This window comes from Pantoea sp. nfd-35 (genome assembly GCF_056892255.1).
Window position 1 is genome coordinate 3,872,982 of record NZ_CP122403.1, and the last position, 19,254, is coordinate 3,892,235.

The 19,254-nt window shown below is 52.6% G+C and carries 20 protein-coding genes; 3 read left to right on the plus strand and 17 right to left on the minus strand.

All coding sequences use genetic code 11. The features are described 5' to 3' along the window. Nucleotides 1–75: 75 nt before the first annotated feature. From P9J57_RS17985 to P9J57_RS18065, 17 genes are all read right to left on the minus strand, one after another. A complete protein-coding gene (locus P9J57_RS17985; protein ID WP_174261189.1) occupies nucleotides 76–936 on the minus strand; it encodes a beta-keto acid cleavage family enzyme in 861 nt (286 codons plus the stop codon). A 17-nt stretch (nucleotides 937–953) separates the two neighbouring features. Next, a complete protein-coding gene (locus tag P9J57_RS17990) occupies nucleotides 954–2,138 on the minus strand; it encodes an acetyl-CoA C-acetyltransferase (protein WP_024472343.1) in 1,185 nt (394 codons plus the stop codon). Nucleotides 2,139–2,331: 193 nt separating this feature from the next. Then, complete coding sequence (locus tag P9J57_RS17995; RefSeq protein WP_024472344.1) at nucleotides 2,332–3,270, minus strand: cyclase family protein; 939 nt, start codon at nucleotides 3,268–3,270, stop codon at nucleotides 2,332–2,334. Nucleotides 3,271–3,274: 4 nt separating this feature from the next. After that, nucleotides 3,275–4,201: a 3-hydroxyacyl-CoA dehydrogenase family protein gene (locus tag P9J57_RS18000; protein WP_105078966.1), complete on the minus strand. Its 927-nt coding sequence runs from the start codon at nucleotides 4,199–4,201 to the stop codon at nucleotides 3,275–3,277. Between the two features lie 10 nt (nucleotides 4,202–4,211). Continuing rightward, nucleotides 4,212–5,000 (minus strand): SDR family NAD(P)-dependent oxidoreductase, encoded by a 789-nt coding sequence (locus P9J57_RS18005; RefSeq protein WP_024472346.1) that lies wholly within the window; start codon nucleotides 4,998–5,000, stop codon nucleotides 4,212–4,214. Nucleotides 5,001–5,016: 16 nt separating this feature from the next. Further along, a complete protein-coding gene (locus P9J57_RS18010; protein WP_064373138.1) occupies nucleotides 5,017–5,358 on the minus strand; it encodes a cupin domain-containing protein in 342 nt (113 codons plus the stop codon). Nucleotides 5,359–5,371: 13 nt separating this feature from the next. Continuing rightward, complete coding sequence (locus P9J57_RS18015) at nucleotides 5,372–6,028, minus strand: 3-oxoacid CoA-transferase subunit B (RefSeq protein ID WP_210476156.1); 657 nt, start codon at nucleotides 6,026–6,028, stop codon at nucleotides 5,372–5,374. Then, nucleotides 6,021–6,689, minus strand: coding sequence for a 3-oxoacid CoA-transferase subunit A (locus tag P9J57_RS18020; RefSeq protein WP_064373136.1), 669 nt, complete (start codon nucleotides 6,687–6,689; stop codon nucleotides 6,021–6,023). The genes P9J57_RS18015 and P9J57_RS18020 overlap by 8 nt, the downstream gene beginning before the upstream one ends. 87 nt (nucleotides 6,690–6,776) lie before the next feature. Beyond that, on the minus strand, nucleotides 6,777–8,087 hold the full coding sequence (locus P9J57_RS18025) for an MFS transporter (protein WP_483279322.1): 1,311 nt from the start codon (nucleotides 8,085–8,087) through the stop codon (nucleotides 6,777–6,779). A 208-nt stretch (nucleotides 8,088–8,295) separates the two neighbouring features. Then, nucleotides 8,296–9,294 carry a LysR family transcriptional regulator gene (locus tag P9J57_RS18030; protein ID WP_105080460.1) on the minus strand — a complete coding sequence of 333 codons (999 nt, stop codon included), beginning with the start codon at nucleotides 9,292–9,294 and terminating at the stop codon, nucleotides 8,296–8,298. Between the two features lie 100 nt (nucleotides 9,295–9,394). Next, nucleotides 9,395–10,078: a Crp/Fnr family transcriptional regulator gene (locus tag P9J57_RS18035; RefSeq protein ID WP_483279323.1), complete on the minus strand. Its 684-nt coding sequence runs from the start codon at nucleotides 10,076–10,078 to the stop codon at nucleotides 9,395–9,397. Nucleotides 10,079–10,261: 183 nt separating this feature from the next. Continuing rightward, nucleotides 10,262–11,218: a SphA family protein gene (locus P9J57_RS18040; protein WP_024472353.1), complete on the minus strand. Its 957-nt coding sequence runs from the start codon at nucleotides 11,216–11,218 to the stop codon at nucleotides 10,262–10,264. A gap of 48 nt (nucleotides 11,219–11,266) precedes the next feature. Further along, a complete protein-coding gene (locus tag P9J57_RS18045) occupies nucleotides 11,267–11,524 on the minus strand; it encodes a hypothetical protein (protein ID WP_483279324.1) in 258 nt (85 codons plus the stop codon). An 11-nt stretch (nucleotides 11,525–11,535) separates the two neighbouring features. Next, nucleotides 11,536–12,339, minus strand: a complete 804-nt coding sequence (yfaU, locus tag P9J57_RS18050; protein ID WP_483279325.1) for a 2-keto-3-deoxy-L-rhamnonate aldolase — start codon at nucleotides 12,337–12,339, stop codon at nucleotides 11,536–11,538. Between the two features lie 25 nt (nucleotides 12,340–12,364). After that, a complete protein-coding gene (locus tag P9J57_RS18055; RefSeq protein WP_483279326.1) occupies nucleotides 12,365–13,654 on the minus strand; it encodes an MFS transporter in 1,290 nt (429 codons plus the stop codon). Between the two features lie 55 nt (nucleotides 13,655–13,709). After that, nucleotides 13,710–14,915: an L-rhamnonate dehydratase gene (gene rhmD / locus P9J57_RS18060; protein ID WP_483279327.1), complete on the minus strand. Its 1,206-nt coding sequence runs from the start codon at nucleotides 14,913–14,915 to the stop codon at nucleotides 13,710–13,712. Between the two features lie 18 nt (nucleotides 14,916–14,933). After that, complete coding sequence (locus P9J57_RS18065) at nucleotides 14,934–15,716, minus strand: IclR family transcriptional regulator (RefSeq protein WP_024472358.1); 783 nt, start codon at nucleotides 15,714–15,716, stop codon at nucleotides 14,934–14,936. Between the two features lie 661 nt (nucleotides 15,717–16,377). Here P9J57_RS18065 and P9J57_RS18070 point away from each other — a divergent pair. The 3 genes from P9J57_RS18070 (at nucleotide 16,378) to P9J57_RS18080 (ending at nucleotide 18,340) form a co-directional block, all read left to right on the plus strand. Next, complete coding sequence (locus P9J57_RS18070) at nucleotides 16,378–16,704, plus strand: SymE family type I addiction module toxin (protein ID WP_064373129.1); 327 nt, start codon at nucleotides 16,378–16,380, stop codon at nucleotides 16,702–16,704. A gap of 75 nt (nucleotides 16,705–16,779) precedes the next feature. Further along, entirely contained in the window at nucleotides 16,780–17,571 is a 792-nt protein-coding gene (locus P9J57_RS18075) for a phosphotransferase family protein (protein ID WP_483279328.1), read from the plus strand. 373 nt (nucleotides 17,572–17,944) lie between these two features. After that, a complete protein-coding gene (locus P9J57_RS18080) occupies nucleotides 17,945–18,340 on the plus strand; it encodes an Imm63 family immunity protein (RefSeq protein WP_483279329.1) in 396 nt (131 codons plus the stop codon). The last annotated feature ends 914 nt before the right edge of the window (nucleotides 18,341–19,254 follow it).

Consider the following 19,254-nt stretch of genomic DNA (forward strand, 5'->3'; position numbering starts at 1 on the left):
TCGTTTAGATAGAGATCGAAAGCGATCGCCTGCACGTCAAGAGAGGCGATCGGCCTTTGGTAAGCAGGATCGCAATCAGGCGCTAACCGGCTGCTGGCGTATCAGGCCAAGCATGGCGCGGGTTTCATCCGGCGTGGCGATGGTTTTATCCACTTCTGCAGCCAGCCGCTTAACGCGCTCAACGAACCAGGTATTGGACTGCGCCAGTTCACCTTTGCGATAGAGAATGTTGTCTTCCATGCCAACCCGAACGTTGCCCCCCAGCGCCAGCGCGGCGAGAACAACCGGCAGATGACCGCGACCAATGCCCAGAGCCGACCAGGTGAAATTATCGCCCAGATGCTGTTTGCAGGTATCGAGCAAGAACATCAGGTTACGCACTTCCGCCGTCATTCCACCCGGCGCACCGAGGACAAACTGAAAGTGTGGATTCCCCTCGATCAGTCCTTTCTTCATGTAGTACAGGACGTTGTAAATCATCCCGGCGTCGAAGATTTCAAACTCCGGCTTCACCTGGCACTCGTTCATGCTGACGGCGAGTTTCTCCAGAAAGCGCGGGCTATTTTCGAATATGGTTGAGTGGGCCCAGTTCATGGTTCCGGCATCGAAAGAGGCCATTTCGGGCCGCAATAACTGGAATGGCTTCATGCGAATGTCGTCACTTAGTCCAAGTCCGCCGGAGGTCGTCAGATTAATGACGATATCGCAGCGCGCCCTTACCAGGCGCACGGTCTCGGCGAATTGATCGAAATCCATCGACGCCTGACTTTCCTCATCACGCACATGAATGTGGGCAATGGAGGCTCCAGCCTCGCAGCAGCGGACAATTTCATCAGCCTGGTCCTTCGGGGTAAGCGGAATATACGGGGTATCGCTTTTCTGCGGCCAGGCCCCGGTACAGGCGACGGTCAGGATAACGCGGTTTTCTACGGACATAATTAACTCCTTGATCCTTATTCTTTTTCAACCACCATGGCTAATCCCATGCCGCCGCCAATGCACAGCGTAGCGAGACCGTAACGAGCGTGGCGACGCTGCATTTCATGAACCAGCGAGACCAGAATGCGTGCGCCGGAAGCGCCGATCGGGTGACCGAGGGCAATTGCGCCGCCGTTGACGTTGGTTTTTTGTGGGTCCAACCCCAGCCCTTTCATGACGCTCAGGCACTGGGAGGCGAAAGCCTCGTTGGCCTCGATGACGTCGAGGTCACTCACCTGTAAACCCGCGCGGGATAGGGCCCTGCGCGTTGCGGGTACTGGACCGTAGCCCATAATGTTGGGATCGACGCCGCCGCTGCCCCAGGCGCGGATCGTTGCCAGCGGCTGAAGCTGGAGGGCGGCGGCTTTTTCACGGCTCATCAGTACTAGCGCGGCGGCGCCGTCATTAATGCCAGAAGCGTTCCCTGCTGTGACCACACCGTCAGGCCGGAAAGCGGGACGTAGCCGGGCGAGGGTTTCACGCGTGGTGCCGTGGCGGGGGAATTCATCGGCTTTGACGTAACGCTCTTCTTTACGCGTGACGATTTTTATCGGCACAATTTCATTGTCGAAACGACCGTTTTTCTGCGCCCATTCAGTGCGCTGCTGGCTTTCCGCCGCATAGGCGTCCAGCGCTTCCCGGGTGAGCTGATATTTTTGTGCCAGGTTTTCAGCGGTGATCCCCATATGCTCGCCGGAGAAAGCGTCGGTCAGACCGTCGCTAATCAGGCTGTCAATCAGCGCGCTGTCGCCCATGCGCTTTCCCCAGCGGGCCGCGGCGGATAAGTACATGGCGTTGCTCATGCTTTCCGTCCCGCCGGCCACCACGATGTCCGCATCGCCCAGCGCGATGGCCTGCGCACCGAGAATGGTCGCCTTGAGCCCGGAACCGCATACTTTGCTGACGTTAAAGGCGCTTTTTTCTACCGGGATCCCGGCGGCGATAGCGACCTGACGAGCGACGTTCTGACCCAGCCCGGCCCCCAGTACGTTGCCCATGATGACTTCGTCAACATCGTCCGGTTTGATAGCGGCACGGGCGATAGCGGCGGTGATTGCATATTCACCAAGCTGGATAGCTGAGAGATCCTTGAGCGCGCCGCCAAAGCAGCCGATGGGCGTACGGGCGGCGCTGACAATGACAACATCTTTTGTACTCATGTGGTTGCTCCTCCGATGCAGAGCGGCATTGATATTTAATAATGTAAAAATATCGCTATAAGATTATTATGGCGTAAAAGTGTTATGCGCCCGGAATGAATTAAACTATTATTTCGGGCACAGATTACCTTTCGCTAAATAGCAAATGAGTCAGCTACGTTACTTATTAAAAATTAATTAAGGAGGAATTTTATTAAATGCAACCTCCGTAGCTATAGGTTCTTTCCGGCACATTATTCATATCATCTTCATCAATTTCCGCCACGCAGCGCACCATCGAGCCATCGCCTAAATACCAGCGCAGCGGGAAACAGAAGAAACGAAAACGCTTGCCGGAAACTTTATCCAGATTGCCGCCGAGGTTTTCAACGCCGACAATACCGTGGCCGAGCATCTGCTTATGGCAGGGTTCCCAGGTGCCCCAGCAGCCAATAGCCTCCAGATCGCCGAACTTTTCATCATAGGCGGCCTGGCCGTGAAGTTTGATATACAGCTCTTTATCAAATTCGGCATAGGCTTCTTCACCGAACTGTTGAATATATTCTTCGGTCAGTGGGCGTCCGGATGCGCCGAGTAAATTCATACGTGTGGCACCGTTATTCCCCATCGCAGTATGTAGCGGGTGATCTAATGCCTGCATATCCATGGCGACGCATTTAACTTTATTTTTGACAAACCATTTTCCGGCTTCCACGCCAGTCCCGCAGGAGTAGTGATAATACTCTTTTGAGTCATCAAATTTACGGTGCATCCCGGTATTCAAGCATACCACCATTCCGGCTAACGCTTCCGGTTTGATATTCGCACGGAGACAGGCATCTTCCAGATGATGTGGCTGAATTAATTCCCAGCGTCCGACGTTAATTTCCAGGCATATCGCCTCGCCGGTATAAGCATCGACCGGCATTTCATGCGTATAGCGCGCTCTTTTACCGTCGAACTCTGTTTCCATCACATGACGCGGGGCATCGCAGTGGGTGCCGGTGTGCATGGTGCAGGAAATACGCTGGGTTAACACGCCGCCTTTTGCCATGGTATGCGCGCTGTCGATCAGCGGCTTATCGAAGTAGGGCCAGCGCGGAGTGTCGGCGCTAAATGGATGCGTTAAATCGACAAAAACTTTCTTACCCATAGTGTTACTCCTCAGATTGCTGAGTGACGCGCTGCAGATAGTTCAGGAGGCGCTCACGGCTTTCGTTAATTGATGCGTCGTTCCAGGTCTGAAATCCGCTACCGGATTTGAAGCCCAGCTTGCCTTCGCTCACCAGCTGGCGCAGCAGCGGCGAGGGAGTTGTCGCGTTATTCAGATGCGGGAAAATATATTCATGAATCGCCAGGGTCAGGTCCGTCCCCACCATATCGGCGTTTTCCAGCGGGCCGAGGGTCGGCAGCCGGATACCAAAGCCGTAGCGGATGCCTTCGTCCACGGTGCGCGCGTCAGCGATGCCCTGCTCCACAAGGTAAATCGCTTCGCGCCACAGGGCGTGCTGGAGGCGGTTTACCAGGAAACCTGGCACATCTTTGTTGACCCGTACCGGGCGTTTCCCAACCCAGGCGAGGATGTCGAACGTGCGTTCGAATAGCACATCGTCGGTCCAGCGCGTGCGAATAACCTCCACCAGCGGGATCAGAAAGGCCGGATTCCAGAAATGGGTGCCCAGTACGCGCTGTTTGTGGGTCACATCGCGGGCGATCTCGCTGATGCTGATGACCGACGTATTGGAGGCGAGAATAGTTTCTGGTGGACAAAGCGCGTCCAGCTCGCAAAACAGCCGCTGCTTAAGGGCCAGCTGTTCAGGTACGCATTCAAAGACGATTTGCGCCCCCTTAACGCTCTCCGCCAGCCGGTCGCAAAAAACGACGCGGCTGACAACTTCTTCGATGGTGGCCTCGTCCGCCTGCATACGCTGCAGATTGCTGCGAATGGTGTCCGGTGCGGTCCAGGCACCCGCGTCGATATCATAAATCGTGACTTCCACACCGCGGGCGGCAAAGATCTGCGCGATACCGCTGCCCATCAGGCCGCCGCCGAGAACCGTGATGCGTGTGACCGGATTGTTCATCACCCTCTCCTTAGCCCGCCGTACAGCCGCCGTCGATGTAAATGACCTGGCCGGTGATAAAATTTGCGGCAGGTGAGCAGAGGTATACGACAGTGCCGACCATATCTTCCACAACGGCAGCCCGGCCCATCGGGATGCGATCGAGGAAGATCTTTTTCAGCTTTTCGTCTTCCAGTACTTCCTGGGTCAGCGGCGTCCAGAAAATGGTCGGTGCGACGGCGTTAACGTTGATGCTGTATTTCGCCCATTCGGTAGCCAGCTGTTTGGTTAACAGATTGATTGCCCCTTTTGATGTGCCGTAAGCCGCGTAGCCGCCGGGGTGTCCGGCAAAGGCGCGCACCGATGAGGTATTGACGATTTTCCCGAATCCCTGCTGGATAAACAGTTGGCCAAATACTTTGCAGGGAATAAAGGTACCAGTGATGTTGACGTCCATTACTTTGCGGAAATCATTAACGTCAAAGGCCTCCGCTGGATGCCGGATAGCAATGCCGGCAATATTGATCAGAAAGTCGACTTTTCCCCAGACTGCGACCACTTGATCGGCCAGGGCTTTAACCGCCACTTCGTCGGTCATGTCGCCAGCGATAGCGAGGGCCTCGCCGCCCGCTTCCTGCACCTGCTGAACGGTTTTTTCCAGGGTGGCGATGGTACGGCCGGTTACCGCGACTTTAACGCCGTAGTTCGCCAGGCCGCGGGCGACACCTTCACCGAGCGCGCCTGCACCGCCGGTGATAACCGCAACTTTGCCTTCAAGGTTGAACAGCGCTTTGACTTTGTTATCCCATGTTGTGTCCATAATGATCCCTTACAGGTTACGTATTGCTGGCGATGACCAGCATACTGGTCGGATAATTGGTGTGGTTAACCACTTCACGCCCCTCAAACGGCGCGAGGAAAACGGCTTCCCCTTTGCTGACAACACGCGTTTCTTCTTTGGTTCGGATGGTGATGGCTCCCTCCAGCACGACGTAGAGCTTCTCCGTGGGCGAGTCGTCATAGGCCCACTCGGCACCGCCGCCGGGTAAGAAGTGTGAAAGTCCACACCAGAATTGTTTTGCCTCACAGAGCGCAGCGTCGCACAACTTCAGCGCCACCATGGCGTGATGCAGTGGTGGGTTGTAAGGGCTGGCTTCACTAATCGGTATCACTTTCATTGATGGTGTCCTTTTAGGAAAACTGGGTTAATGTTTCAGAGATGCGTAGCGGTGCGGCGGTTTGCGCAACCACTTCCTCCACGCTGGTATCGGCAGCGATTTCGCGCAAAACCAGGCCGTTATTGACTTCAATGACCGCTTTTTCCGTCACGATCATATTGACCTGGCCGACGGCGGTCAGCGGAAGCTGGCAGCGAGGCAAAATTTTTGACTGGCCTCTTTTATCGCAATGTTCCATGGCGATGATGACGCGGCGGGCACCGTTCACCAGGTCCATAGCGCCCCCCATTCCGGGAACCATTTTGCCGGGGATGATCCAGTTGGCGAGATTGCCCTCCTGATCGACCTCCAGCGCCCCCAGAACGGTCACATCGACGTGACCACCGCGTATAATGGCGAACGACAGGGCGCTGTCGAAGAACGCAGCACCGGGTACGGCGGTGACCGGTTGACCGCCAGCGTTAGTTAAATCGGCGTCAATACTGTCGCTATCCGGCATGGGGCCGAGCCCCACCAGGCCATTTTCAGACTGGAAGATGACGCCAAGATCGTCGGCGACGTAGTTGGCGACCTGCGTCGGCAGGCCAATCCCCAGATTCACCAGGTCCCCTTTGTGAAGCTCTTTTGCGACCCGGCGCGCAATGCGTTCTCTCATGGCGTTTTTATCCATGGTGATCTTCCCCCTTAACCAGGTAGTCGATAAAAATGCCGGGCGTGTTGTAACGGTCGGCGGCGGTACAGTTCATCGGCACAATGGATTCGCACTCGGCGATCACCAGACGTGCGGCGGTGGCCATCACCGGGTTAAAGTTTTTGGTGGTTTTATTGAACATTGCGTTACCGGCCGTATCGGCAACGGAGCAGTGGATCAGGGCGATGTCAGCCTGCAGCGGCCGTTCCAGCAGCCAGGGCAGGCCGTCAATGATGACCTGCTGCTTGCCATCCTCCACCACCGTGCCCAGCCCGGTGCGGGTCAGTACGCCGCCCAATCCGGCTCCGCCTGCGCGAATACGCTCAACCAGCGTGCCCTGGGGGACCAGCTCCGCTTCCAGCTCGCCGCTGGACATCTGGCGTCCGGTTTCCGGGTTCAGGCCAATATGGGAAGCGATGATCTTGCGAACCTGCTTATTGACGATCAGCTTGCCGATCCCCCGATCGATAAACCCGGTGTCATTCGCGATAATCGTTAAATTACCCACGCCTTTTTCCACCAGCGCATCAATAATTTTTTCTGGCGTCCCAACCGCCATAAATCCGCCAATCATGATAGTCATGCCCTCTTCCACCATGTCGGCTGCGCGTTGCGGCGAAATATTTTCTTTTTTTAGCATGGTATGACTTCCTGAATAAGTGACGTTACTGTTTGCAAACCGATAGTTAACGAAAACAGTTTTCCCTGGTGAGGAACTGTAAAATTGTTATCCGGCTACGACGGAATCTGTTTTGCCTTTGCATTTGTCGTTAATCATGAAAATTAATACGGCGGCAATAATATCCAGCACGATAAATGAAATATAAGCTGCGTCGTAATCGCCGGTATATTTCAGGCTAATAGCCGCCACCGCAAAACAACTGACCCGGAATAAACACGCAATGGTTGAAACCAGACGGTTAGCGGCGGAGAAGTCATAGCGGCCATAAACGGTGCCGACCATCGATGTGCAGAGCTCTTTGATACCGGCGATACTGGCCCCCACCATTAATAGCGTGAAATAGGTAAAGTAATCGCTACCGCGAACCAGCAGGCAGGCGTGAGTGACAGCAAAGAAAAAGGCGTAAGCGATGCTGGCTTTTCGGGTACCGACTTTGACATCCACCCATCCCCAAAAGTAGCTGAACACGGCGCAAATCAACGCGGCGGAGGTAAACATCCAGACGGCGGTTTCTTTCGCATAACCCACTGAAATCAGCCGGGGGATCAGCTGACTGACAACGCCGATATCCACCAACCACAGCAGGCCGAAACCGACGGAAATCAACCACATTTCCCGGTCGCGGAACAGCACGCGGTAGGTAAAGGGGCTTTGGTAATCGGTCTGCACCGCCAGATTAGCCGCCTGCTGCTCGCGAGAAATCGGCTCGTTATCGGGGTACAAACCCAGCTCTTCCGGCGTATTGCGGATCCAGAATATCGAGATGATACCGAGGGTAATTAACGTTCCTCCGACGACGGCATAAGCACCGGGGACGCCGAAACGATCAAAGAGGAAGAACATGATAGGAATAAGCGTTGCGGTACAGAATGACATCCCCATGGTTGCCCAACCCAGCGCCAGGCCTTTTTTCTTTGGAAACCAGCTATTCAGCAGGGTGGCGGGAACGTTGAAACAGCAGCCGGTGGCCAACAAATTCATCAGCGCCAGACCAATAGCATATTGGGTGTAAGAGGTGACACGGCCAAACCAGATCATCGTTAATCCCAACGCCAGCAGGCCAAAAATGGCGACGATTTTTGCCCCTCTGCGCTTGATCATTTCGGCGATGACCAGCGCACCGATAACGCCAATCCAGCCCGCGGGCGTTGAGAAAGAGAGAAGCGTGGCGAAATCCCAGCCGTGAAGATCGACAAAGCTCTGGACGATAACGTTCAGGCCGTCTGCGGTCCAGGCGGCGAAGTTGTAATACATCAGCATACTGAAGCCGACCATGCTCCAGCCCCAGCCGCCGAAGTTACTTCGGGTGCTGGAATGGTTTGCCGTTTTGTCGGCAATGTTATTTGTATTTTTCATAATTCTCACCCAGTTAATAAATTTAACCCTCCCCTTAACAACTGGCTCTGAATAATAAGGGGCGATGCGGCGCAAAACATTTTCGAGGGGCAATGTTATTATCGAGAAAACCAACTTACTAAGATCAGATTAACAACAGGTTTTTTGGGTTTGAAGACTATAAATAAAAAGTGCATTTGCAAATATGAAAAGAGGCACCGGCGATTTTTCAGGATTTTTTCTCGCGCATTTTCTGAAAGGTATCGGTGTGTTGTTCAATCAAAAAATGTTTAAAAGAAGATACGCATTCGGTTATTTGGCTGCGGGCCGGATAATAGAGGTTTAATAACCACTTCGATGTTTGCATCTCTTTAAAAAGGCAGGTGAGTTTTTCACTGCGAATATCACGCTGGACAACATACTCCGGCAGGTAGGCAATGCCAGCTCCTGAAAGCACCGATTTTCGTAACAGCGTGCTGTCACAGACCTCAAGCGATTTGGGAATTTTGAAAAAGTGACGTTCGTTATTGATCTCGTAAGCCCAGTCGTTGCTGCCGGTCAGCGAGCTGGCGAACAGACAGCGATGATGCACCAGCTCCGACGGATGCTGCGGCGTGCCGTTCATCAGTAAGTATTGCGGTGAGGCGACGGTCACGAACGGCTCGGCGATCAGATTACGCTTCACCAGCGGAAGCTCCTGATCCTGGGGATGGCTATAGGCGTTGACGGCGCCGATGATGATATCGTGATCTTTCCAGTTCTGAATACCGAAGGCTGAGACATGAACGGCGATATTCACCTGACGGTTACCGGCCAGATAGTTAGCGACGATGGGCATCAGATATTGTTCGGCATAGACCGGCGTACAGCAGATACGAATCGTTCCCCGACGCTGGGTGGAAAAATGCGTCAGCTCATTTTTGAGCTGACTGACTTTCTCACCGATTAAACAGAAATTGCGATACAGATAATCACCTGCATCGGTCAGCGGCATGGCTTTGTTGTTGCGCCGATAAAGCGGGCAGCCAATTTCTTTTTCCAGATCGGACAGCCAGCGCGATCCAGAGGAAATGGAGATTCCCATTCGCTCTGCCGCCGATGAAATGGAACCGGTAGTAACCAGATTCACGAAGAACATCATTCTGGTCATGATATGCGGATCTGAAAGGGTGACATCCTGCGGCAGGACGGGGGCGGACGCCTCGCTACGATAGTCTTCACTGTACATAGTCGGTTTCTCGCTTCAGATTGGCCTGGATTTATCCTGGCAGCTAACCTGATGAGCAAATGGAAAGCATTCACATTTGCCGCGCGCCACGGTTCACAATTTACACAATCTCTCGGTTGGCAACCTTCCTAAGCCCATCCAGACCCAGCACTTCGATATTGCCGTAGTGAAGCGCCACCATCTGGCGCTGCGCGAAATGTCTGAGTGTTTTGGCAACAAAAGGACGTGACAGGCGCAGGCATTCGGCCATGAACTGCATCGTGAAAGGAATGTGGCGTTCGCGACAGGGGCCGCTTTGTCCCTCTTCACAATCCACCAGAAAAGCCGCTACACAGGCTTCCCTGGAGGCCACTTTATGTGTGTAAAGCACCCGATCCAGATCGTGAAGTCGCTCGGTAAGTGAATCAACCACCTGCATTTTGAATTCATCAAACTGGGCCAGCAGCTGCGTGGCGCAGGCGCGCGGAAGAAGCAGTAATTCAACATCGGTCATGGCGATGAAGTTACGATCTAACGGCGTGTGCTTCCAGACGAAGTCAAACAGGATCATGCGGCCGACCGGAACGTGGGTGAGCAGCGTCTGGTTGCCGTTAGCGTGGTGAACATTCGCGAACAGATGGCCTTTTAACGTCCAGGCTATCGCCTCAACGTCGGCGCCCTGATGAAACACGATGCTGCCGGCTTTTTCGCTACGAATACGCGACTGGCGCAGTAAAGCCTGCTGAAGCGCCGGAGGAAAGGCGTTCCAGCCGGGGATCATCATGATGGCTTCTTCGGCGAGCATAAACGCTCCTGTCTGAGGGGGAGAGGAACTATTGTCAGCAAACGGAACGGGGTTTTTAAGCCGGGAATAGACAAGATGTGATAGCTATCAAAGAGAGCCGTCAGGAGCAGGAAGCACTTTATCTTTCTGCTCCTGACGCGCTGAGGTATCACGCCGGGTGATGACGTGAGGGAGTAACCCCGGCTAAAGCGGCATCGACATCCCGATATGGAAAAAGGTCATTCCGGCATCGTTTTCGCTATGCAAATTAAACAACAGTCGGCTGGTAACAGTTACGCCGCTGAAGTCATAACTTATCATTGGACCGGCTTTGATGTGCTCGACGCGCTTACCGGTGGAGTAGATCCCCTCCACGGCCTGTACCGTTCTGCCGTTTACCTTGTCGTCAGTCACCTGCTTCGTCCAGTTGCCGATAAGCCCCGCCGTGAGGTTGTTGCTGATGCGATGGGTGGCGGTAACGTCCATGTACCAGGTACTGCCGGAGCGGTAGTCGGTTTCGCTGTTTCTCGTGTTGAAGTCAAAAATATTATTGAGCGTAATGCCCCAGTCATCGGTCAGATAGCTGATGGCGATATTGGGTTCAAACGACCAGTAATCCCAGGCGACATTATCGCCGGAGGTCTCTTTTTGACCGGTTACCGCATTGCGGGTATAGGCCGTTTTGCCATCCGGTAAATAGATGGCTAACCCGGCGCCGATGTGGAAATTGTTATGGAGATCCCAGGAAAGCGCGAGGGGCGTAATGCTGGTTCCCATCAGGCCATTGGTGTGGTCAGTAGTGTGCTGGCCTGTATTTTTCACCTGAATAAATTTATAGGGCTGTACCACCATCGCCGCATAGCGCGCGCCGAAAAGTTCCCAGCCAGGAACCCATGTGGCAGACATTACCAGCCCGACGTTGGAGAGCTTATTTTTCCCTCCGGCGATTTTCGCCGTATCACCGCTGCCGTTTCGCACAACGCCGGTTTCATAGGTGGATGTCATTGACAGATACAGCCCGTCGGGCGGAAGCGCGCCTGTATGGGTACCGGTGGTGGCGCCGGGCTGTAACGGCGTTAATCCTTCGGCAGCAAAGAGTGGGCAAGGAACAACCAGAGAAGCGGTAAGGGCCAGGGTAAGAGGTAGCGTTCTGATTTTCATTTTAATCGTCCATTTTATGACCAGTGCCGGAACGATTAAAAGCAAAAATCACGCGACCTGGAATAGCATAAATAAGAACGTCTTTTCGGAATTTGCAAAAGCAGTTGGAAATGTTAATCCGTGCTGCTTTTCAGCCTTGATGCCGGCAACGCTGCTGCAAAACCTGTAGGGGCCACGACTGTTTTCACCGCAGGATGTGAGAGGATTTTGGGGGCGAGGTTTGGTGACGCTGAGCTCATCGGACCATGTCATACGGCTTAATCGCACACAAAGCCGCAGCACGCAGGTCAGATAAGCCAGCGCCATTCGTCATCGCCTTAATAACTGCTTTTAACAACTTTTTCGGTCACGTTTGCTTTAAACATCGCCAACCGGCGATCCAGCGCTTCGGTGTAAAGCATGGTGTCGACACCAACAGCAACGAAATTTGCCCCCCAGTGCAGGCATTTCTTCGCCATCTCCGGGTCAACGGCCAGGAACCCCGCCGCTTTCCCGGCCGCACGAATGCGCTGGATGCTCTCCTGAATGATCTGCTGTACCGCAGGATGTCCGGCATTGTCAGGATAGCCCAGCGACGCTGACAGATCCGCGGGTCCGATAAAGACGCCGTCAATCCCCTCCACGTTCAGAATGGCATCGAGGTTTTCCAGTGCCGTTTTGCTTTCCACCTGCACCAGCAGGCAAAGGGAGGCATTGGCCTGAGCCATGTAGTTTTCGATACGTCCCCAGCGCGCAGCGCGCGCAACGCTTGCCCCAACGCCACGCTCGCCCAGTGGCGGATAACGCGTGGCGGCGACCACCTGGCGCGCCTGTTCAGCAGTATCAACCATTGGGATGAGTAGCGTCTTCGCCCCGATATCCAGTACCTGCTTAATCAGCGCCTTGGTGCCCTCTACAGGACGGATCACTGGCTGGCTGGCATAGGGGGCGATGGCCTGCAGTTGATGATAGAGATCCTGCACCGTATTGGGTGCATGTTCACCATCAATAAGCAGCCAGTCGTAACCCGAGGTCGCGGCAATTTCCGCCATGTAAGACGTGGTTGAACTCAGCCACAATCCGATTTGCACTTCTTCTTTCTTCAATCCTTCCTTAAAAGGATTGGCTAGCAATGCGTTCATAATGATCCTTACTACGTGGATAAACTTATTGATGCGCGGCATCCGGCTGTGACCGGATGCGGTTCACGCTCAGGGTAAAAATAATGAATGAGCCGATGATGGCAATGCCGGCCAGCGTCAGCAGACCGGCTGCATCGCTGGCAAACAGGGTTTCGGCTTTCACGCGCAGAATGGGCGCAATAAATCCGCCCACCGCGCCGAACAGGTTTACGAAACCGATGCCCGCCGCCAGCGCCGTGCCGGAAAGTAACTGCGTTGGCATGGTCCAGAACACAGGCTGTACGGCAATAAAACCAACTGCCGCGACGCAAAGCGCCAGAATCGCCAGCACCGGAGAGGCAAGGCCAGAAAGACCGATGCCAATTCCTGCCGCCAGCAACGTCAGGGCTGCTACGTTACGGCGATCGCCAGTGCGGTCGGAATAACGTGGGATTAGCCAGGTGCCAAAGAGCGCAGCGACCCATGGAATGGCGGTGACAACCGACGCAGTGAACCCCACTTTGGTGCCCAGCAGCGCGGCAACCTGAGTCGGCAGAAAGAAAAGAAGGCCATAAACCGCGACCTGAATCGTCATATAAATGATCGCCAGTTGCCAGACGCGCCCGTTGCGCAGGGCATCGGTGAGTTTCGACGTCGACTTTTTCTCTTCTTCGTTCGCCAGCTGGCTTATGAGCGCGGCCTTCTCTTCTGCATTCAGGAACCGCGCCTGCTGTGGCGAGTCATCCAGCCAGAAGAAGGTAAATACACCTGCCCCAACCGCCAGTAAGCCTTCGATAACGAACATCCAGAACCATCCCGGATGCCCCATAAAGCCGTGCATCTCCAGCAGCGCCCCGGACAGCGGCGAGCCCAGTGTCAGCGCCAGGGGAGCGCCCATGTAAAATAACCCCATGATGCTGGCGCGGGTGCGCTGCGGGAACCACTGAGAGGTGAGGTAGATCATACCGGGAAAGAAACCGGCTTCTGCCGCCCCCAGCAGCGTGCGAACAATCAGGAATTTCGCCTCTGTATCTGCCCACGCCATCGCGGCGGAGAGAAATCCCCATAACAGCGTCGTGGTGCCGATCCAGGTTCTCGCCCCCAGTTTGCGCATCAGCAGGTTGGCAGGCACGCCAAGAAAGGCGTAAACCACAAAGAATATCCCGGCACCCAGCGCATAGGCTTCATTGCTCAGTCCGGTATCGATCTGATAGGTCTCTTTGGCGAAGCCGATATTAGAACGGTCAAGAAACGCCAGCACGTACAGTGTCAGCATGAACGGGATTAAGCGGGCACGGTTTTTCTTCACCACGCCGTCAAGTAAAGTGGTACTCATAGCAGACTCCTCAATAAAATGAGGGCGTTGCACGCAAAGCGCAACGCACGGGTGATTAGTGGCTATAAGGGCGTTGGAGGTTACAGTCGCGGTTAAGCTCGACGCCAAATCCCGGTTTATCCAGTACGGATTTATGAATGCGCCCTTTCACCGGCACGGGCTCATCCAACAGGATCGGGTCAAACTGTGGGCGCATTGATGAACAGTCAGGACTGGTCATCAGGAACTCACTAAACGGCGTGTTGGTGAAGGTAATAACGGCATGATGCGAATAAACAGAGGATCCATGCGGCACCACCAGCTGCCCGCGCGATTTCGCGATGGCCGCAATTTCTGTCAGCGTGGTTAGCCCACCGCACCAGCCCACATCCGGTTGCATAATATCGATGCCTGTTTCCGACAGGGTGCGGAAAGACTGCAGCGTACCGTGATGCTCACCGCTGGTGACCATCATTCCCGCCGGGGCATGACGTTTCAGTTCGCGATAGCCTTCGTACTGTTGTGGCGGCAGGCACTCTTCGATCCATTTGAGATTGTAAGGCGCACAGGCATGGGCCAGTTTAGTCGCGTAGTTCACGTCCTGACTCATCCAGCAGTCGAGCATCAGCCAGAAATCCGGGCCGCATTTCTCCCGCATGTCTGCGACCATGGCAGCATCTATGCGGATCCCGGCATCTCCGTCGTGCGGGCCCCAGTGAGTCGGCATCTTGCCGCCGATAAAGCCCATCTCTTTCGCCAGATCGGGACGCGCACCGGTAGCATAAAACTGGATCTCATCTCGTACCGCGCCACCCAGTAATTTGTAAACCGGCAAACCGACCACCTTACCGAACAGATCCCACAGAGCCAGATCCACACAGGAAATGGTGTTCATAACCAGCCCACCCGAACCGGAGTAGTACAGGGTTGCACCCAGCATTTGATCGTGAATGAGCTTAATATCGCTGACGCATTTTCCTTCGATAAAGCGGTTGAGATGCTTTTCAACAATAAAGCAGCCCATTTCTCCCGCCGTGGAGACGGCAAAACCGATCTGGCCGTTATCTGCCTCGACTTCTACTATCAGCGTTCCCAGCACGTTAATACCGAAAGACTGGCGGGACTGCTCATACTCGCGATATTTGCTCATCGGTGTGGCAATGTGATCGTCGATCCAGTGGTTTTTACCCTGATCGTGGTAGTCACCGCCGCCAGCGCCCTTTTCCGCTGTAGCTCCACCGATAAACCAGGCAAGAACATGTTTAATTTTAGGTAGGGTCATAACACTCTCCATTTATGATTAAGATGCGATTGAATCGAATGGACTTTTCCAACCCAGAAGACGTGATATCTCCTTCGCACAGGCAATGGCTTTCCCGGCCAGGTAGTCACGGTTCTCATCGTTGATTTGCAGGCGGGTACCCACCACAGAGATAGCGGCGGCGGGTTCCTTGCTGGCATTGAAAACAGGTGCAGCGATGCAGCGTACATCCGGGTAATCTTCCCCGTTGTCAAAGCTCCATCCACGCTGGCGGATGCGTTCCAGCTCATCGCTTAACTGCAGAGGATCGGTAATGGTCGTTGGCGTCGCTTTTTCCCATACCAGTTGCGCAATAATGGCTTTTCTTACCGGTGCAGGTTGCCAGGCCAGCAGGCATTTGCCGATGCCAGAACGATAAAGCGAGAGTCTTTTGCCTTCGTGTGAGCGGACACTGATCGTGGACGAGGACTCCACTTTGAGGATGTAGTAAGCGCTTTCGTGATCGATAATGCCCAGATGACACAGTAACCCGGTCTCATCCATCAACTGCGTCAGACGCGGGCGCGCCAGTTCGCGTAAATCCATTTTGCTGAGCGCGTGTTCAGAAAGCTCGACCAGTTTCGTCCACAGGCAAAAATTATCCTGATGATCGACGCTAATAAAGCGCTGCCGCTTTAACTCATTCAACAGCAGATACGCGGTGCTTTTTGGGATCCCCAGCGTTTCGATGATCGTCGCCGCGCTGCATGGCCCTTTTCGCGCAATCAAATTAAGAATATCAATCGCCCTAGTGAGCGCCGGGACTTTGCTTGATTCCAACATAATGGACTCCAGTCTGAGCTAGTGGAATCAGTGTGAATGCCAGGCTGGGCGAAATGTTTGAAGTGCGTCATAGCTCGCCTCTCTTCCAACTGAGTGGAAAATTAATGCGAAAAAACGTGAATTTGCGCACAGACTTTTTCCGAGGCGGTGCAACAGGTTGGACGAGAGTGAGAGATATTTGCCAGGAGACCAGTATTTAGAAGCCACCCAAGGCAATGGGAAGCCTGAAAAGAGCACCAGCGATTTCCGTGGAATAAGAAAAGGCGCCGGCGTCTTTACTCTGTGTTGAAGCTGATTTTTCGTCGTCAGGACAAACAACGGCTGTCGATGTCGCCTGTTGGCACTGGGTACGTCGGAAGGATGGCACTGGAGGCGGTTTAGGCAAGATCAACAGAATAGCGGGTAATGAATAAGAGGGCGTAGATGGTCGGGTATTAACCCTTCATTTCGCCATTATCAGAATTTAGATCTGCGACGAAAACTGATGGATTTCGTTGAGATTTGCGTGGAATTTCTGCGTACGCTTTCGCAGTTTGCTTTTTTCACTCTCGCTGCGTTTTTGCCTGGCTGATTAAATGTTCCGGTCATTTAGCGCGATACGAATGTGTTGCCCCACATCCGCATCGCTGATCACAATCACTATTTACGAGGAATAGTCATCATGACTGCTTTCGATTGTATTTCAGGCCACAACGAAGCTAAAGAGCCAAACTACACCCAGCGCTATGCGACCGTGGGTTATGTGACCCGCACTCCAGATTACCGCCGCATTCCGGCTATTACCCTGAAAGGCTGTTGGTTGAGAGAAGCCGGTTTTCCCATTGGGGTGCAACTGGATGTGAAAGTGACCTGGGGGCGGATCATCATCAGCTTTAAGCCCAGGGATGTGATCAACGGGACGCGGGTGAGAACGATAGAGGAACTGGCGTCACTGCCTGTGCATATGAGAAAACGGGTGATGAAGGCGATTGGGTTGACTGAGTGGTAAGGGTTGATGGGGCTTGCCCCTACGGAGGTGGGGGCGAGCTGGGTCTTTAACGTTAAGAGTAAATGCAGAGTTACTATGACCGACGCCGATATAGCGAAAATGGGTAGTGCCCGCGTAAAACGACTTGCGGATGAAGATGGTAAGCACTGTGCCATTGAGAAAGAGCCGGTAAGTGAGGTGGAATATGCTTTCTATCACAATGCCGCTCCCCTTCTGGCTCAGCTTGGCATTCTGACGCCCGTGGTGAAATCAGCCTGCTACGAACAACGAAAGCTCGTACTCGAATACATTCCTGAACCCATCCAACAAGACGCTGTTACAGGCGATGCATTCCTTTCCGTTATTGCACGATTACATTCTGTACCGCCTGATCCCTCATGGACGTTCAGCACACATCAGTGGGATGAGGCAGAACTTGAAGGCTGCCTCGCTCTGCTTCGCCTGCCTGCTCAGGCGGAACGGCAGTTTCGGGCAATGCGGAAGCACAGCAATGTTCTTTTTGAACCGCATTGCGTGATCTCCGGTGATACCAATGCAGGTAATTGGGGAAAGAGAGAGAATGGCGAACTGGTGCTGTTCGACTGGGAACGCTTTGGCCTGGGTAACCCAGCGATAGATTTAGCGCCTTTGGTCAAAGGGATGGGCGGAGAAGAAGACTTTCGAGTGTTAGCAAGACGCTATTGTCAGTTGAATAGCAGGTTTAATGCGGATGTGCTGGCGAAAGAGATCATCATTGCTAAAGCGTGGATTGTGAATGAGGTGGTGCTGATATTGAGTGAGCGGGGAAAGCCGGAACTGGCGCAATATTTGGGATGGTATAGAGAGGCGCTGCCTGAGTGGTTGGCATCATCGAGATTAGACAGTTAGCCATATCTTAAGCAAGCTGAAGAACGCAGGGTTGGCACTGTACGTGTTAGCTGATGTCACAAAGGACTTTGCATTAATTCTGTTTCACCCGTAAGAGATTCAACGTATAACATATTGAATCAGCGATATTGAGATGAAAATAAAATGGCTATCGTATTCATTCCGGCATTAGTAATGCTTACTCGTATCGAAAGAGAAAGAAAAAGGGCTGGCATTGACGAGAAATGAACTTGAAGCCATTCGTGATAACGCCACTGCCATCGCATTGCCTGAAGATATCGCGTTCAGTATGGCGGAAAGTCGGGGGGTACCCTGACATCAAGCCAGAAGATGTCTGGAATGCCTGGCAAGCGTTTAAAAGTAATATGGAACAATGAAAACTATCGAGGAGCTGAGGGCAAGCCTTCTTAAGATTGGTGAGCAACTTGGCGGCGGCATCAGGCCAAATTATTACTTCACTATCCCAGACCAACCCGATGGTGTAGGCATGCCCTATCTGGAGATTAGCGGGGAAGCATACCATTTTGTGGCTTGTGAAAGAGGCATCGAGCTTATCCGTAAATCGACTCTCGATTATGAAGACGTTCTTTACTGGTTCACTGATGATGGCGTTAGGGCTTTTGCTTCTGAGTATGCTGCTTCAAACGAAAGCTCGCACGAAGAATTCAGAAACTTATATTTTCGAAAGCAATTTTATCTGATGCTTTCAGTCAAGACAGAGTGGGCAACAAGAAAAAAGAATGAAATAAAGCAGATTCTCATTAGTTAATCACCCCTGCTCAACCCTGCATACGGTTCCACAAAAACACTTAACAGACGATAAGAAAAAATTTTCTTTAAGATCAATCTGTTAAATTATCGATTAAGATCAGTACACCGCCAAAAGAAATCAGGAACAAGACACACCCAAAACTCAATACAAAAACATTAAAGAAAGGAATCATCCACCGCATCAATTCGACATTATTCGACATTATTCGACATTATTCGACATTATTCGAATCAACAAACTGATATGCCTCGCTGTTTTTACCCAGGAAAAATATACTTTTATTTCTTTTAAGTCTGATAAAGAAATAAGCCATCGTGGCAGCACCAAAGAAGCCGATCATACTGCTGTAAAGATACGGTGCAGGAAGCATATGCTTTTTCTGAAAAAGCTCAATAAGCTCATAATATTTCCTTCTGTTTAATGCGTACAGGAGGACTGTCAGGATTAAGCCCATATTAGCAAGCAGTATAATAACAAAAATAAATATTTTCATTTCAATATAAAGTTAAATATTCAAACAAGGCATCCGTCTCCTATTCAAACAGCATACTGAAAAACCAGCGATGCCATAAAGATAACATCAGTTAGTTGCCCGAAAATTAAGTTACGGCCAGAGCCTTTGCCCTTATTATTCATAAGAAATTGATTTACCGAACGAGTAAACGCGACCAATCTGATGGATTCGTTCTCAATGCTTACTTTATAACCACTAGCAGCAGCAACAAGAAACTAAACCTGTTTCGCCATTTTAGCACTAATGTTACTCTGTATTTTACCATTTAAGTAATCTCGATAGCTGTAAGAGACGATTTCCCTATCGCACTTATAACCCGAGATAAAAAATTATGTATGCGCTTCAAGCTGTCGCGAACAGATAACCGGATTGTTTGAATCATCACTCTCACTCGAAT